The 14,361-nt window shown below is 70.9% G+C and carries 19 protein-coding genes and 1 pseudogene; 7 read left to right on the top strand and 13 right to left on the bottom strand.

Translation table 11 applies throughout. From position 1 onward, the window contains the following. Position 1 precedes the first annotated feature (1 nt). Positions 2-169, bottom strand: a complete 168-nt coding sequence (locus tag JQS43_RS21625; protein ID WP_239676204.1) for a DUF3117 domain-containing protein — start codon at positions 167-169, stop codon at positions 2-4. A 235-nt stretch (positions 170-404) separates the two neighbouring features. Between JQS43_RS21625 and JQS43_RS21630 the strand changes: the two genes are divergently transcribed. Together JQS43_RS21630 and JQS43_RS21635 are read left to right on the top strand one after the other, a co-directional pair. Then, complete coding sequence (locus JQS43_RS21630; RefSeq protein ID WP_239676205.1) at positions 405-1,190, top strand: PaaX family transcriptional regulator; 786 nt, start codon at positions 405-407, stop codon at positions 1,188-1,190. A 39-nt stretch (positions 1,191-1,229) separates the two neighbouring features. Beyond that, positions 1,230-2,015 carry an enoyl-CoA hydratase-related protein gene (locus JQS43_RS21635; RefSeq protein ID WP_239676206.1) on the top strand — a complete coding sequence of 262 codons (786 nt, stop codon included), beginning with the start codon at positions 1,230-1,232 and terminating at the stop codon, positions 2,013-2,015. Between the two features lie 9 nt (positions 2,016-2,024). Here JQS43_RS21635 and JQS43_RS21640 read toward each other — a convergent pair. From JQS43_RS21640 to JQS43_RS21670, 7 genes and pseudogenes are all read right to left on the bottom strand, one after another. Then, a pseudogene (locus tag JQS43_RS21640) lies at positions 2,025-2,225 on the bottom strand (hypothetical protein); the annotation flags it as partial. Between the two features lie 47 nt (positions 2,226-2,272). Further along, positions 2,273-2,863: a DNA-3-methyladenine glycosylase I gene (locus JQS43_RS21645; protein WP_239676207.1), complete on the bottom strand. Its 591-nt coding sequence runs from the start codon at positions 2,861-2,863 to the stop codon at positions 2,273-2,275. Continuing rightward, a complete protein-coding gene (locus tag JQS43_RS21650; protein ID WP_239676208.1) occupies positions 2,860-3,330 on the bottom strand; it encodes an SRPBCC family protein in 471 nt (156 codons plus the stop codon). The genes JQS43_RS21645 and JQS43_RS21650 overlap by 4 nt, the downstream gene beginning before the upstream one ends. Beyond that, positions 3,327-3,842, bottom strand: a complete 516-nt coding sequence (locus tag JQS43_RS21655; protein ID WP_239676209.1) for a DivIVA domain-containing protein — start codon at positions 3,840-3,842, stop codon at positions 3,327-3,329. The genes JQS43_RS21650 and JQS43_RS21655 overlap by 4 nt, the downstream gene beginning before the upstream one ends. A 44-nt stretch (positions 3,843-3,886) precedes the next feature. After that, entirely contained in the window at positions 3,887-4,264 is a 378-nt protein-coding gene (locus JQS43_RS21660) for an NADH-quinone oxidoreductase subunit A (RefSeq protein ID WP_239676210.1), read from the bottom strand. Positions 4,265-4,291: 27 nt separating this feature from the next. Beyond that, positions 4,292-5,299, bottom strand: a complete 1,008-nt coding sequence (locus JQS43_RS21665; RefSeq protein WP_239676211.1) for a GNAT family N-acetyltransferase — start codon at positions 5,297-5,299, stop codon at positions 4,292-4,294. Positions 5,300-5,350: 51 nt separating this feature from the next. Then, positions 5,351-6,619: an RNA polymerase sigma factor gene (locus JQS43_RS21670; protein WP_239676212.1), complete on the bottom strand. Its 1,269-nt coding sequence runs from the start codon at positions 6,617-6,619 to the stop codon at positions 5,351-5,353. Positions 6,620-6,745: 126 nt separating this feature from the next. Between JQS43_RS21670 and JQS43_RS21675 the strand changes: the two genes are divergently transcribed. The 3 genes from JQS43_RS21675 to JQS43_RS21685 are packed head-to-tail and all read left to right on the top strand — an operon-like array spanning position 6,746 to position 8,752. Beyond that, entirely contained in the window at positions 6,746-7,153 is a 408-nt protein-coding gene (locus tag JQS43_RS21675) for a sensor domain-containing protein (RefSeq protein ID WP_239676213.1), read from the top strand. 13 nt (positions 7,154-7,166) lie between these two features. Continuing rightward, positions 7,167-8,084, top strand: coding sequence for a sensor histidine kinase (locus tag JQS43_RS21680; RefSeq protein WP_239676214.1), 918 nt, complete (start codon positions 7,167-7,169; stop codon positions 8,082-8,084). Next, positions 8,063-8,752 (top strand): response regulator, encoded by a 690-nt coding sequence (locus JQS43_RS21685; protein ID WP_239676215.1) that lies wholly within the window; start codon positions 8,063-8,065, stop codon positions 8,750-8,752. Before JQS43_RS21680 ends, JQS43_RS21685 begins: the two co-directional genes overlap by 22 nt. On the opposite strand, the gene JQS43_RS21690 is transcribed toward JQS43_RS21685, so the two are convergent. Further along, a complete protein-coding gene (locus tag JQS43_RS21690; RefSeq protein ID WP_239676216.1) occupies positions 8,701-9,636 on the bottom strand; it encodes an AraC family transcriptional regulator in 936 nt (311 codons plus the stop codon). The genes JQS43_RS21685 and JQS43_RS21690 overlap by 52 nt on opposite strands. A gap of 87 nt (positions 9,637-9,723) precedes the next feature. Here JQS43_RS21690 and JQS43_RS21695 point away from each other — a divergent pair, with 87 nt between their 5' ends. Beyond that, positions 9,724-10,509, top strand: a complete 786-nt coding sequence (locus tag JQS43_RS21695) for an NAD(P)H-binding protein (RefSeq protein WP_239676217.1) — start codon at positions 9,724-9,726, stop codon at positions 10,507-10,509. A gap of 91 nt (positions 10,510-10,600) precedes the next feature. Here JQS43_RS21695 and queD read toward each other — a convergent pair whose 3' ends face one another. From queD to queF, 4 genes are read right to left on the bottom strand one after another with little or no spacing between them, the layout of a single operon-like run. Continuing rightward, positions 10,601-10,957, bottom strand: coding sequence for a 6-carboxytetrahydropterin synthase QueD (gene queD / locus JQS43_RS21700; RefSeq protein WP_239676218.1), 357 nt, complete (start codon positions 10,955-10,957; stop codon positions 10,601-10,603). Next, positions 10,957-11,595: a 7-carboxy-7-deazaguanine synthase gene (gene queE / locus JQS43_RS21705; protein ID WP_239676219.1), complete on the bottom strand. Its 639-nt coding sequence runs from the start codon at positions 11,593-11,595 to the stop codon at positions 10,957-10,959. Before queE ends, queD begins: the two co-directional genes overlap by 1 nt. A 5-nt stretch (positions 11,596-11,600) precedes the next feature. Next, positions 11,601-12,296: a 7-cyano-7-deazaguanine synthase QueC gene (gene queC / locus JQS43_RS21710; protein WP_275580949.1), complete on the bottom strand. Its 696-nt coding sequence runs from the start codon at positions 12,294-12,296 to the stop codon at positions 11,601-11,603. Further along, positions 12,293-12,676, bottom strand: coding sequence for a preQ(1) synthase (gene queF / locus JQS43_RS21715; protein ID WP_239676221.1), 384 nt, complete (start codon positions 12,674-12,676; stop codon positions 12,293-12,295). Before queF ends, queC begins: the two co-directional genes overlap by 4 nt. Positions 12,677-12,891: 215 nt before the next feature. Between queF and JQS43_RS21720 the strand changes: the two genes are divergently transcribed. Further along, positions 12,892-14,294, top strand: a protein-coding gene (locus JQS43_RS21720; RefSeq protein WP_239676222.1) for an IS3 family transposase whose coding sequence is annotated in 2 segments (ribosomal slippage) — positions 12,892-13,222 and positions 13,222-14,294 — 1,404 coding nt in all. Because the reading frame shifts where the segments join, the coding sequence is not laid out codon by codon here. Positions 14,295-14,361 lie beyond the last annotated feature (67 nt).

Raw genomic sequence — 14,361 nt, forward strand, 5'->3', positions numbered from 1 at the left:
GTCAGCCGACAGCGGTCTTCAGGGCCGCGCCGAGCGCGGTCGCCTCGTCCGGTGTCATCTCCACCACAAGTCGGCCGCCGCCCTCCAGCGGGACCCGCATGACGATGCCCCGGCCCTCCTTGGTGACTTCCAGCGGACCGTCACCCGTCCGCGGCTTCATCGCCGCCATCTCGTCTCCCCTCAAGGGTTGTGGAGCGTCGCAGCACACCCGCCGGCCGACCACCCTGGCTGCGGCCAGTCACCGATGGGTTACCCTTCACGCGCCCCTCCTGCCACCATGGCTGCGCCGTGCGCAGCACGGACATTTGATTTTCCCTGATTGTGGCCCGCCATCTCAAACCGGCCTGGTAACGATGTGACAATTACCTGGCCAACCCGCAAACCCCATGTCACAATGAGCGGCTATGCAGGCACGGTCGGCGCTGTTTGACCTCTACGGAGACCACCTTCGTTCCCGCGGCGGGGAGGCGCCGGTCGCCGCGCTCGTCAAATTACTTGCGCCGTTAGGGATCGCCGCGCCCGCCGTCCGGACTGCGGTGTCCCGGATGGTACGGCAAGGCTGGCTGGCGCCGCGCCGGTTGGCCGCCGGCCCCGGCTACGCGCTCACCAGTAAGGCCGCCAAGCGCCTCGACGACGCCGCCGGCCGGGTCTACCGTACCGCCCGGCCGAGTTGGAACGGCCGCTTCGACCTGATCGTGCTCGACCCACCGCGGTCCCGCGCGGCCCGCTCCCGACTCGCCGCCAACCTCGCATACCTCGGTTACGGCACCATCGGCGAGCGGGTTTGGGTGGCGCCCCGGCTCAACGACGAGGTGGACCTGCTCCTCGACGAGGCCGGCGTCCGCTACGACCGGTTTACCGCCACCCACAGCGCCGGCACCGACGGGACGGCCTCGCTGGTAGAGCGGGCCTGGGATCTGCCGGCGCTGGCCCGGGAGTACGAGAAGTTCGTGGCCGAGCTGACCCCGGTGGTCGCGGAGGCGCCAGCCCGCGGCGACGACGAAGCTGCCTACCAGGCGCGGTTCCAGTTGGTCCACGCCTGGCGGACGTTCCTCTTCCGGGACCCGCAGCTGCCAGCGGCGCTGCTCCCCGCGCCGTGGCCCGGCGTGGCCGCGGCCAACTTCTTCGACAAGCACGCCGCCCGGCTGCGACCGGCAGCAGACCGGTTCGTCAACCACTGTCTCGCTTGACCATTCGCGCCCGACCCCGAGGACGGAAGGAACCACCCCGTGACCGACCCGCTGCTAATCTCCCGCGACGGCGCCGTCGCCACCGTCACCCTCAACCGACCGGATTCGCTGAACTCGCTCGATGTCGCGTTGAAGGAGGAGCTGCTGGCACAGCTGCGCGCGATCGCGGGCGACACCACGGTACGAGCGGTGGTGCTTGCCGGCAGCGGCCGGGCCTTCTGCGTCGGCCAGGACCTCCGCGAGCACGTCGACATCCTGAGCCGGGCGGAAGCACCGCCGCTGGACACCGTCCGTGAACACTACAACCCGCTGGCGCAGCAGCTCGCCACCATGCCACAGCCGGTGGTGGCGGCGGTCCGCGGCATGGCCGCCGGGGCCGGCGCCGGCCTAGCCTTCCTCGCCGATCTACGGATCGGCGGGCCGTCGACCGGCTTCCTGATGGCCTTCGCCAACGTCGGGCTCGCCGCCGACACCGGCATCTCGTGGACGCTGCCGCGGCTAGTCGGCCACGCCAAGGCCACCGAATTGTTGCTGCTGGCCGAACCGGTCTCGGCCGCCGAGGCACACCGGCTCGGCCTGCTCACCCGGCTGGTAGAGGACGACGACGCGGTCGGGCCGACGGCCCATGAGCTGGCGGCGCGGCTGGCGGCCGGGCCGAGCGTGGCCTACGCACAGCTCAAGCGGGAGCTGGCCGAGGCGACCACACTGACCGAGGCGCTGGCGGTCGAGGCGTCGGCGCAGGCCACCTGCGGACGTACCACAGATCACCGGCGGGCGACCGAGGCGTTCGTGGCCAAGCAGCGGCCTACCTTCGAGGGTCGCTGACCGGATGGGTCAGTCGTCGTCCTCCGGGTCGAGGTCGTGTTGCTCGCCGCCGACGTACGCCTGCATCGCCAACTCGTCCTCGACCGGGGATACGAATGCCGGGAGCTCATCCGGGCCGAGCTCCCGGAGGTAATCCCAGAACTGGGCCACCGCCTCCGCCGGGGTGGGCGCCTCGATCGGCAGGTCGAGGCTCACCAACCAGGTCTGTCGCTGCGCAGTCACCGGTCCATCTCATCATGCCGGCATCCGGCCGCTGCTCAGGACTCCGGCTGCGGCGGCCTGGCAGCCGGCACGTGGCAGTCGGCCAGGTGATCGTCGACCATTCCGGTCGCCTGCATCAACGCGTACGCGGTGGTGGGGCCGACGAACCGAAAGCCCCGCCGCTTCAGCTCCTTCGCCAACGCCGTCGACTCCGCGGTGATGGCCGGCACCTCCGCGAAGCTGGCCGGCCGCGACCGCGGCGGCGGCGCGAACGACCACAGCAGCTCGGAGAGCCCATCTGGCTGGGTCATGGCGACCCTGGCGTTGGTTATCGCCGCCGCCACCTTCGCCCGGTTGCGGACGATCCTGGCATCGGCCAACAGCCGATCGACGTCGGCAGGGCCGAAACTCGCCACCGCCTCGATCCGGAAATCCGCGAAGGCGGCCCGGAACGCCGGGCGCTTTCGCAGGATGGTCAACCAGGAGAGTCCCGACTGGAACGCTTCCAACGTAAGCCGTTCGAAGAGGGCGTCGTCACCCCGGACCGGCCGCCCCCACTCCTGATCGTGATAGTCGCGATAGTCCGGCGCTTGCGCCGCCCACGGGCAGCGCGCCCGCCCGTCGGCGCCCACGACCGGACCGGTCATGGCAGCTTCCCCTGCTCAACCAGCCGGGCGAACCGGCGCAACGCCTTGGTGAGCCCGACCTTCGAACTTGGCCACAACGCCGGCGCGGCGAGCTTGCCCAGCGCCCCGCCGGGAAGATGAAACCACTCGTGCCACACCACCTGGGTGCGCTCCTTGCCCAACGGGGTGCAGCGCAACACTCCGGGCCCCCGCAGGATCCGGCCGGTGTGCAGGACCACGATCTCGTACGGCCGGTCCAGCCGGGTGACCTCCATCTCGTCCCGCAGCGTGGCCGGCCCGACCGCGGTCACCGCCACGATCCGACTACCTTCGCCGCCGTCACCGTCGACTACCCGGACGGTAGTGAAGGGGATCCAGTCGCTCTGCCGTTCCCACTGCCGCAGCGCATCGAAGACATCGACGTTCGGGGCGTTGACGATCGCGGTGGCGGTGACCTCCAGCGACCCCGGCTCGGCCGGCTCGCTCACGGAGCGCCCCGCCCAGCGCCGTCCGGCTCGCCGGCCAGCTCCGACTCCGGCGGCGACTCCGCGGCCAGCGTCGCCTCCGGCTCGGCCGTTAGCTCCGCCTCGATCGCCGCCGCCGACTCGGCCGCCGGCTCCGCCTCTAGCGCCGCCACCTGCGCCAGGGCCGCATCCCGCGCCCGCTGCAGGGCGTGCGCCTCTTCGGTCCGGCCGGCGCGCAGCGCCGCCACCTCCGCCTGCAACACCCGGATCAGCTCCTCCTTGTAACCGATGTCGTACGCGGCCCGGCGCAGCGCCACATCGACCTGCGCCATACGGTAACCGCGCAGCGCCGGGTCGAACCGGGCATTGGCCACGTCCGTCTCGAGTAACGGCCGGTCCTCGGGGAGCGGCACTGCCCGGCCGTCCGGCTCCGCCCGCCGCAGACCACGGTCATCACCCGACAGCAACATCGTGACCCCGAACACCACCCCGCCGACGGTCAACGCGACGGCGACGACTAGCAGAAACTGACTCACGCCCCGATCGTGGCAGACTGTCTGATACCGCGCGACCCAGGGCCTCAGGTCCAGTGCAGCACCCGGCGCCGCCAAGCGTAGAGGATGCCGAGCGCCAGGATCCCCACGAAGATCCCCATCTCCACCACGGTCACCACGCCAAATCCGGGCTCGGCGAAGATCACTGCCCACGGGAAGAGAAAGACCGCCTCTACCGCGAAGATGACGAACAGGAACGCGTAGACGTAGTAACGCACCTGGGCCTGCGCCCAGTCGCCGCCGACCGGGTCCACGCCACACTCGTACGACTCGGTCTTGCCCGGTGGGCCGGCCGGCCGCGCCGGGCGCAGCAGCCGGTTCGCGCCGAAGGCCGCGGCCAGGAACAGCACCCCGGCCGCCAGCAGCAGGCCGAGCGTCGCGTACGAGCCGAGGTAGCCCTCCACGCCGGTAGCGTACTCCGCCGCGGCGGCTCACAGGTGCCGCTGCCACTCCAGTTCGTTCGCGTAGAGCTCGTACCCGAGCAGCTCGTTGACCCGGATCATGTGGGCGTTGTCGGCGGCGTTGCCGGTGTCGAGCTCGCGCACCTGCGGCTCCGCCTCGGCGAGCAGCCGCAGCATCGCCAGCTTCAGCCGCAGCCCCAGCCGGTGCCCGCGGTGCGCCGCCGCCACGCTGGTGTCGTCCTGCCCGGCCCGCCACGGATGCTCGGCATCCACCGCCACCACGGTCTGGCCGGCCAGCTCACCGCTCGGCCGGTGCCGCGCCACCACCCGGTAGAGCCGCCGCCCACAGCCGGCCGCTGCCCGCTCGTACGCCCGGAGCCGCTCCGGGGTGAAGACCTCGTCCTCGATCTCCAGCTCCCCGGTGGGGGCGTCGTTGATCGCCCCGGTCACCGCCACCACCGCCGCCAGCAGGTCATCCGGGACCGGGCCCGGCAGCCGAAGCAGCTCGTACTCGTCGGCGCCCGGGCCAGCTTCGGCTTCGGCCTCGGCGGCGGCGAACCGGTCCGGGTCGAGCGCGCTGAGGTCCTGCCGCCGCAACGCCTCGGTGTAGGCGTGCGTCAACCCCATCGCGGTGAGGAACGCCGCCGGTCCGGGCTGGTCCAGGCAGGTGGCGCAGACCAGCCGGCGCCCCTGCTCCCGCACCTGCGCCACGCCCGCGTCGAAGAGCGCCCGGCCCAGCCCGCGCCGCCGGTACGCCGGATCGACGGTGACCGTGACGTCGGCGAGGTGGGTGTTGTCCCACCGGGGCAGCGTCAACCGGAGCACGCCGAGCACCCGGTCGCCACCGGCGCCGGTCCGGGCGACCGCGGCCAGCCTCGGCTCCCCGGCGAAGCCGTAACGCAACCGGGCGGCGAAGCCGGAGACGGTGGGCAGCGGAAAGCTCGGGGTGTCGGCGGCGGTGGCGGCCGCCAGCACGGCCACCGCCCCGGCGAGATCCCGCTGGTCCGGCTGCTGCGGATCGAGCCACGACAACTCCATAGCCGAAGCAAACCACGTGCCCCGGTCGCCGGCGAGCCGATATTCCGGCGCCTACGGGCCCGCGGCGCGCTCCCGCAGCAGCTGTCGCTCGCGGGCATTGTCAGTCAGCTCCGCGGCGCGCGCGAACTCCGCCCGCGCCGCCTGCTCCCGGCCGAGCTGCGACAGCAGTTCACCCCGCACCGCCGGCAGCAGATGGTATCCGCGCAGCGCCGGCTCGTCGACCAGCTCGTCGACCAGCGCGAGGCCCGCCGCCGGACCCTGGGCCTGGGCGACCGCCACCGCCCGGTTCAGCGCCACCACCGGCGAACCGGTGAGCGCACCGAGCTCCCCGTAGAGCGCGGCGATCCGCGCCCAGTCGGTCTGCTCCGGGGTCAGTGCCCGGGCATGGCAGGCGGCGATCGCCGCCTGCAACTGGTACGGCCCGGCGCGGCCCGCCGCCGCCTCCGCCCGCCGCAACGCCGCCAACCCGCGGCGGATCAGCAGCCGATCCCATCGGGCCCGGTCCTGCTCCAGCAGCCGCACCGGCGACCCGTCGGGGGCCACCCGCGCCCGGTTCCGGGAGGCCTGCAGCTCCATCAGCGCGACCAGGCCGTGCACCTCCGGCTCGGCCGGCAGCAGCGCGGCCAGTCGACGACCGAGCCGCAGCGCCTCGTCGGTCAGCTCGGGCCGCAACCATTCGTCGCCGCTGGAAGCGGAGTAACCCTCGTTGAAGATCAGGTAGACGACCTCCAGCACCGAGGCCAGCCGCTCCGGCAGCTCCGTCTGATCGGGCACCTCGAACGGCACCGCGGCGCGGGCGAGCGTCTGCTTGGCGCGCACGATCCGCTGCGCGATGGTCGGCTCCGGCACCAGGAAGCCGTGGGCGATCTCGCTGGTGCGCAACCCGCCGAGCAGCCGCAACGTCAGCGCCGCGCGGGCATCCGGGGACAACACCGGATGGCACGAGACGAAGATCAGTCGCAGCAGGTCGTCGCCGAAGTCGGGCTCACCGAGCCGAGTCAGCTCCGGATCGTCGCCGGCGGCGGTCAGCAGTTCCTGGCCCAGCTGCTCGACCCGCTCACGCTCGCGTTGCCGGCGCCGAAAGTGGTCGATCGCCCGCCGTTTGGCCACTGTGGTCAGCCACGCCCCGGGGTTCTCCGGCACGCCGGTCTCCCGCCACTGCGCCAGCGCCGCCACCAGTGCGTCCTGGGCCAGGTCCTCGGCGAGCCCGACATCCCCGCCGACCGTCCGGGCCACCGCGGCCACCACCCGGCCCGACTCGATCCGCCAGATCGCGTCGACCGCCCGCTCAACCTGCTCGTCGAGGTCAGGACTGCTCACGCCACCACGGTAGTCCGGCCGCTGTACCGGGCGCGCCTGACCGACCCGAGGTATGGCCAGGCCTACCCCGAGGACGCCCCCTCGCCCCCGTGACCTGGCAGTGGCCCGGGCCTTAGCGTCTGCGTCATGGCTGTTGCTGCTCCTGTCCATGCGCTGGCGGCGCTGCGCCGACCGCGTTTCCTGGTCACCGGCTGGCCGTGGCGGTCGCTGGGCTACCTGGCCACCAGCTCGGCGATCTCGATGGCGTTGTCACCCGTCGCGCTGATGCTGGGCATGCCCTGGTTGCTGGTGCTCGTCTGGCTGAACGAGGGGCGACCCGGACCGCTCGGGCTGGGCGTGCTCGGGGTCGCCTTCGGGCTGCTGCTGGTCGCCGCGGCCGGCCCGCTGCTGTCGATCCCGACCGCGATCGTCGAACGGTGGCGGCTGCGGCTGGTGGACGACCGGCCGGCCCGCTCCGGCCACCGCGCTCTGGCCGCGCCCGGCCTGTGGGCCTGGCTGCGCACCCGGTACACCGAACCCGCCACCCTGGTATGAGGTCCTGTACGCGGTGCTGCTGGTCACCGTGGCGCCGGTGCTGGCCGGGCTGGTCGGTCTGCTACTGCTGATGACGGTGGTGCTGCTGGCCAGCCCGGCGCTGGTGTGGCTGACCGACGGCCCGGTGAGCCTCGGCACCACCGAGGTCACCACGGTGGCCGGCACCTGGCCGTACGTCGTGGGTGGGGTGATAGCGCTGCCGCTGCTCGGCTACCTCGCGGCCGGGGTCGCCGGCGTGCATGGCCTGGTCGCCCGGGCCCTGCTCACCGGCGGCGCCGACGCCGGCCTGCGCCACGAACTGGTCGAGGTGACCCAGTCCCGGGCCCGGATCGTGGATGCCTTCGAGGCCGAACGGCGCCGCATCGAGCGGGACCTCCACGATGGCGCCCAGCAGCGGCTGGTGGGGCTCACGCTGCAGCTCGGACTGGCCAAGCTGGACCTACCCCCCGACACCCCCGCCGCCGAGTCGGTGGCGAGCGCCCATGAACAGGCGAAACACCTGATGGTCGAGCTGCGGGAGCTGATCCGCGGAATCTACCCGAAGGAGCTGGCCGACCTAGGCCTGCCGGCGGCGCTGGACGCGGTCGCCGACGGCGCGCCGATCCCGGTGACGATCGCCACCACGCTGCCCAGCCGGCCACCGCGCCCGGTGGAGGAGGCGGCCTACTTCACGGTCACCGAGGCGTTGAGCAACGTCATCAAGCACAGCGGGGCCGGTCGGGCCGAGGTCTCGGTGCGCCTGGCGGCCGGTCTGCTCTCTGTCGAGGTCACCGACCACGGCAACGGGGGCGCCGACCCGTCCCGCGGCACCGGCCTCACCGGCCTGGCCGACCGGGCCGCCACCCTCGGCGGCAGAATGTTCCTCGCCAGCCCGGTTGGCGGGCCGACCACCATTCGTGCGGAGTTCCCATGTCCACCATCACTCGGGTAGTCCTCGCCGAGGACGGCGTACTGCTGCGGGAGGGCCTGGCCGGCCTGCTCGCCCGGTTCGGCTTCGCCGTGGTCGCGGCGGTCGGCGACGGCGAGGCGCTCACCGCGGCCGTCGCCGAGCACCGGCCGGACCTGGTGGTGACCGATATCCGGATGCCGCCGGGCTTCCGGGACGAAGGGCTCCGCGCGGCGGTGGCGCTACGACGGGCGTACCCGGGCTTGGCGGTGGTGGCGCTGAGCCAGTACGTGGAGCAGAGCTACGCCGCCGAACTGCTCGACTCCGCAGATGGCCGGCGCGTCGGCTACCTGCTCAAGGACCGGGTGGTCGAGGTCGAGGAGTTCGCCGTGGCGCTGCGGCGGGTGGTCGACGGCGGATCGGTGGTCGACCCGGATGTGGTGCGGCAGCTGCTGCGGGCCCGGCGCGAGCCGCTGTCGCGGCTGTCGGCGCGGGAGCGGGAGGTGCTGGGATTGGTGGCCGAGGGCCACTCCAACGCCGCGATCGCCCGCGCCCTGGTGGTCTCCGAGGCGGCGGTGGGCAAGCACGTCGGCAACATCCTGGCCAAACTGGACCTGCCGCCGACCGACGACAGCAACCGGCGGGTGCTCGCGGTGCTCGCCTACCTGCGCGGCACCGACCGGGCCGACCAGCGCGACGGCGGCAATCCGTGATGCCGTTTGAACGCCGCGGAGAACCCGTACGGGTCGCCGTAGCCCACCTCGCGGGCGGTCGCCGTCACCGAGCGACCCGTGTCCAGCGCATCGGCGGCGAGCGTCATCCGCCACCCGGTGAGGTAGCCCAGCGGGGTGTCGCCGACCAGCCGCCGGAACCGCCGGGCGAACCCCGACCGGGACATCCCCGCCGCCGCGGCGAGTTGGTCCACTGTCCACGGTCGAGCCGGCTCCGCGTGCAGCGCCGCCAGCGCCCGACCCACCGCCGGGTCGGCCAGGGCGCCGGTCCAGCGAGGCGTCGGATCGGTGCCCAGCCAGCGTTGCAGGGCGACCACGAACAGGGCGTCGAGCAACCGGTCGAGCACCACCTGCTGACCAGGCGCGGCGACCGGCAGCGCCTGACGGAGCAGGCTCACCCACGGCTCGGTCGCCGGCGCTGACCGGACCACCGCCACCGGCGGCAGCCCGGCCAGCAGCCAGCGACCCACATCCCCGGCCAACCGGTAGGCCCCGCGGATCACCTCGATCGGGGCGGCCGGGTCGGTGCCGTAGGTGCGGTGGTCCAGCCGCCACCGGTCGCCGCGGGCCGCCGCCGGCTCGCCCGGGGCGGCGCACTCTGCCGGACCGAAGACCTCCACCTGCACCGGCGTCTCGGGCCGGTCCGCGATCACGTACGGGTGGCCGCCGCTGATCAGGGCGAGGTCCCCCGCCGCGAGCCCGAGCGTGCCCGCGTCCGGATGGCGCAGCCACGCGTCGCCGCCGGAGACCACCTCCAGCGCCACCGCGGGCCGGTCGTGGAACGCCAGCGCCCACGGCGCAGACAGCAGCGACCGGGACATCAGCGCCCCTCGGGCGCGGGCTCGGTGTAGCAGGTCCTCGAGCACGTCGATACCGGTAATAGTAGACGCTGACACAGGTACTGGGCCGCTTCACCAATGGAGACGCGCATCGCTGGCGGGGATGCTGGCCATATGACTGGACCCATCACCGTGCTCGGCGGCACCGGCAAGTCCGGCCGCCGGATCACCGACCGACTCCGACGCCTCGGGTACGACGCCCGCCCGCTCGGGCGCACCAGCACCCCCCGATTCGAGTGGACCGAGCCACCGACCTGGCGGCCTGCGTTGGCGCGAAGCCGTGCGGTCTATCTCGTGGGCGCCCCCTACCGGCTCGACGCCACCGACCTGCTGACAGAGCTGGTAAGCACGGCGCTCGACCCGGCCACCGAACGCCTGGTGCTGCTCTCCGCCCGCGGCATCGAGGCGGCCGGTCCGACGGCCCTGACTGCCGAGACCGCGGTACGCGACAGTGGCCGCAGCTGGACCGTCCTGCGGCCAGCCTGGTTCGCGCAGACCTTCACAGAGGATTTCGGGGCCCCGGGCGCGGACGACACCATCCGGCTCCCGCTCGGCGACGGGGCCCACCCGTACGTCGAACTGGCCGACGTCGCCGAGGTGGCGGTGGCGGCGCTCACCAGTGACGAGCACCACGGCCGGGTCTACGAGCTCTCCGGCCAGGCGCCGCTCACCGGGAGCGACGTCGCCGCCGCCCTGACCGCGGCCGGCGGGCAGCCGGTCAGCTACGCCCCGATCGACCGCGCGTCCTTCGTGGCCACCCGCGTCGCCGAAGGGATCTCCCCTGCGTACGCGGAGCTGCTCGGGGACCTCATGGACCTGATCGCCCGCGGGTGGGACGCCCACCTATCCACCGGCGTCAGCGACGCGCTCGGGCGACCAGCCACCGCCGTGCTGCGCTGAGCCCACGGCGCGGCGGCGGGGGTCTCCGCTGGCTTCCGATTCACCCTCAGCGCGCACCCAACCATTCTCATCCCCACCAACTCCTAGACTCCTACGGCTCGCCACGGTAGACACACCCCGATGTACAAGTCTCCCGTACTACGACGGCGGACAGCGGCAACGAGCCGATGAGGCGATCCCATATCCACCGTGCGAGATTCTCGCTCGTCGGATTCTCCAGGCCCGGCACCTCGTTGAGGTAATGGTGGTCGAGCTTTTCCTGGCACGGAGCGAACGCCTTCTTGATATCCGCAAAATCCATGACCCAGCCAGTCGCTGGATCGACCTCACCAGCGACATGGAGCTCGACCCGGAACGAGTGACCGTGCAGCCGAGCGCACCGATGGTCTTCCGGAACGTTCGGCAACCGGTGCGCAGCCTCGAACGTAAACTCGCGGAAGATCTCCATCAGGCAATCCCCAAATACTTGTGTGTCTGCAGACTCAAGGACCATTGTGGATGGAGTAAGCAGTAGTCAACCGCGGCGCGGGTGTTCGCCTCCCGATCCGGCCCATCCATCGGTTGTAGTAAGAAGTGGGCGAAGTCGAGCCCCTCGAAACGTTCGGGCTCTGCGCCGGGCTGCGGGTAGACGAGCTTCAAGTCGTCGCCGGAGGTCAGCACGAGCTCGGAGCCGGCCTTCGGGCTGACGCAGACCCAGTCGACTCCGGCCGGTGCTGGCCTGGTGCCGTTGGTCTCGACCGCCACCTCGAAGCCCTGGGCATGCATCGCGTCGACCGCCGCGGCATCGAGTTGCAGCAATGGCTCGCCGCCGGTACACACAACGTATGGCCGGCTGCCCTGATGCGGAAGCCCGGCCCACGCCGCGAAGACCGCAGCGGCGAGTTCGGCCGCGGAGCCGAACCGACCGCCCCCAGGCCCGTCAGTGCCGACGAAGTCGGTGTCGCAGAACTGGCATACCGCCCGATGCCGGTCAGCCTCCCGGCCGGTCCACAGGTTACAGCTGGTGAACCGGCAGAACACCGCCGGCCGGCCGGCATGGGTACCCTCACCTTGAAGGGTGTAGAAGATCTCCTTGACGCGATACATGGCGGTTACCGTCCCGGCGGCGACACTGGGTCGGAGAGGCCGAGCTCGGCGAACCCCCGGGCTCGCAGCCGGCAGGACTCGCACGTACCGCATGCCTGCTCACCGACCGGGTCATAGCAGCTATGCGTCATGCTGTATTCGACACCGAGTTCGAGGCCCCGGCGGATGGTCTCCGCCTTCGTCAGCGCGATGAGTGGCGTGTGGATGGTCAGCCGCTGGCGGCCCTCGACACTTGCCCTGGTCGCGAGATTTGCCATGGCCTGGTAGGCCGCGATGAACTCGGGACGGCAGTCCGGGTAGCCGCTGTAGTCGAGCGCATTAACGCCGATGAAAATGTCCGTGGCGTCGAGCGTCTCGGCCCAGGCCAACGCGAAGGAGAGGAACACGGTATTGCGGGCCGGCACATAGGTCACCGGGATCCCGGCGTCGCTGTCACCGGGCACCTCCGGATGTGGCACAGCAATAGAATCGTCGGTCAGCGCCGAGCCCCCGAAGGCCCGCAGATCGATATCGGTGACCACGTGTCGAACCGATCCGAACGCCTCAGCGATACGCGCCGCAGCCCGCAGCTCAACCGAGTGCCGCTGCCCGTACCGGAAGGTCAGCGTATACGGCTCGAATCCGTCCCGAACAGCCATCGCAAGCACGGTGGCGGAGTCAAGGCCACCACTGAGCAGAATGACAGCTTTTCGGCGATTCACGCTGTTTCCTCCGGGTCGTACTCACTTGAGGCTGCCAGCGCGATCCCGCCGCGAACGTTGAAATCGACCGTTACCTTAAGATATGCCGGATCTAAGGCGGCCACCAGGTCATCACGCATGCGAGTCGCGAGATGTTCGTGGAAGATTCCCTCGTCACGAAAGGTCTCAAGGTAGAGCTTGAGGCTCTTGGTCTCGACGCCACGGCTCCCCGGACGGTAATTGATCCGGATCGTCGCCCAGTCCGGCTGGCCGGTCACGGGGCAACGACAGGTGAACTCGCGACAATCGATCGTGATCTCCTGCGAGCGGTCATCGATCGGAAACGTCTCGAGGGAGCGGTCAGGCGACACCCCCGCCTGGCCTAGCTTCGTCAGCGCCATCAACAGATGATAACCTCTGGAACTCGACCCCTTCCGCCAGCAGGGCAGCCGGAACCTGGTCCCGATGCAGCCCCTCCCACGCGGCAGTGTCAAAGCGGAACAGCAGCTCATACCGCCGCCCACCGGTCCCTATCTGTCAGGCTCGGGTGGGACATGGGACAGGGTAATCTCCTGAACTGACCATCGAGCAGGGCGAGACAGGACCATCGAGAGCGATGACCATGAGTAATGCCGATCTGGAGCCGCGGGCTGAGCGTCCCAAGCGCAGGGTGTTCACCAACGAGTACAAGCTGGCGATCGTGGCTGAGTACGACGCGCTGACCGAGTCGGGTGCCCGCGGGGCACTGCTACGCCGCGAGGGCCTGTACCACTCCCATCTGATCGAGTGGCGCAAAGCGCGCGATGCCGGTGCGTTGTCCGGGCCGACGCCGAGGCCGGGACGCAAGCCCCAGCGCAGCCGGGAGCAGGTCGAACTGGAGCGGCTACGCCGTGACAACGAACGAATGGCCGCGGAGCTGGCGCGTACCAAAGCCGCGCTTGACGTGGTGGGAAAAGCACACGCGCTCTTGGGGATGCTCTCCGAGAGCGCGGAGCCGACGCGCGAAAACAGGTCGAGCAGGTGATCGAGGAAGCGTTTGTCGAGTTGGCGCCGGTCACCGGGATCAAGCAGGCATGTCGGCTGTTGGGTAAGCCGCGTTCCAGCCACTACCGCAGGTTACGGCCGGTGCCAGCGGGTCAGGCCCGGCCGCCGCGGCCGGCTCCGCCCAACGCGTTGAGCCGCGCTGAGCGGGATCAGGTGGCTGCGGTGCTGCATTCGGAGCGGTTCGCCGACAAGTCCCCGGCGCAGGTGTGGGCCACCCTGCTCGACGAGGGTGTCTACCTGTGTTCCGAGTCGACCATGTACCGCATCCTGCGGGAACGCGGCGAGGTGCGGGAGCGGCGCCGCCAGGCCCAGCACCCGCCCAGGGTGCGCCCGGAGCTGGTCGCCCACGGGCCCAACGAAATTTGGTCCTGGGATATCACGAAGTTGCATGGTCCGCATCGGGGTGTGTACTACGACCTGTACGTCATGATCGACATCTACTCCAGGTATGTGGTCGGGTGGCAGGTCGCCGCCCGCGAGTCCGGTGAGCTGGCTGAAGAGTTCATCGCCGAGGCGATCGCCCGCATCGGTGTCGCGCCCAGGGCGGTGCACGCTGACCGTGGCACTGCCATGACCAGCAAACCGGTCGCCGCGCTGCTGGCCGACCTGAACATTGACCGTAGCCACTCCCGACCGAAGGTGTCGAACGACAATCCGTTTTCGGAGGCGCAGTTCAAGACTCTCAAGCATTGTCCGGCGTTCCCCGGCCGGTTTGGATCCATCGCTGACGCCCGCGCGTTCTGCGCCGAGTTTTTCACCTACTACAACCATGATCATCGACACCGCGGGATCGGGCTGCATACCCCCGCGTCGGTCCACTTCGGCACTGTCGAGAAGATCCGCGAGGAACGGGCCAAGGTCCTCGACGCCGCCTACGCCGCCAACCCGGACCGGTTCCGTAGCCGACCCACGCCACCGACCATCCCCGGAGCGGCATGGATCAACGAACCACCAGCGACCACACAGACATCGTGAGTAACACGTGTCTCAACGAGCTTGACAGCTTCCGGGTCACCCCCGCAGCGTCGGGCAAGGGGAATGA

Origin of the sequence: Natronosporangium hydrolyticum, from assembly GCF_016925615.1 — a bacterium.
Lineage (GTDB): Bacteria > Actinomycetota > Actinomycetes > Mycobacteriales > Micromonosporaceae > Natronosporangium > Natronosporangium hydrolyticum.

What these genes read in the sequence shown, in the direction of transcription:
- JQS43_RS21625 (WP_239676204.1), bottom strand. Translation starts at nt 169, where the DNA reads ATGGCGGCGATGAAGCCGCGGACGGGTGACGGTCCGCTGGAAGTCACC.
- JQS43_RS21630 (WP_239676205.1), top strand. Translation starts at nt 405, where the DNA reads ATGCAGGCACGGTCGGCGCTGTTTGACCTCTACGGAGACCACCTTCGT.
- JQS43_RS21645 (WP_239676207.1), bottom strand. Translation starts at nt 2,863, where the DNA reads ATGACCGGTCCGGTCGTGGGCGCCGACGGGCGGGCGCGCTGCCCGTGG.
- JQS43_RS21665 (WP_239676211.1), bottom strand. Translation starts at nt 5,299, where the DNA reads ATGGAGTTGTCGTGGCTCGATCCGCAGCAGCCGGACCAGCGGGATCTC.
- JQS43_RS21675 (WP_239676213.1), top strand. Translation starts at nt 6,746, where the DNA reads ATGGCTGTTGCTGCTCCTGTCCATGCGCTGGCGGCGCTGCGCCGACCG.
- JQS43_RS21685 (WP_239676215.1), top strand. Translation starts at nt 8,063, where the DNA reads ATGTCCACCATCACTCGGGTAGTCCTCGCCGAGGACGGCGTACTGCTG.
- JQS43_RS21695 (WP_239676217.1), top strand. Translation starts at nt 9,724, where the DNA reads ATGACTGGACCCATCACCGTGCTCGGCGGCACCGGCAAGTCCGGCCGC.
- queD (WP_239676218.1), bottom strand. Translation starts at nt 10,957, where the DNA reads ATGGAGATCTTCCGCGAGTTTACGTTCGAGGCTGCGCACCGGTTGCCG.
- queE (WP_239676219.1), bottom strand. Translation starts at nt 11,595, where the DNA reads ATGTATCGCGTCAAGGAGATCTTCTACACCCTTCAAGGTGAGGGTACC.
- queF (WP_239676221.1), bottom strand. Translation starts at nt 12,676, where the DNA reads ATGGCGCTGACGAAGCTAGGCCAGGCGGGGGTGTCGCCTGACCGCTCC.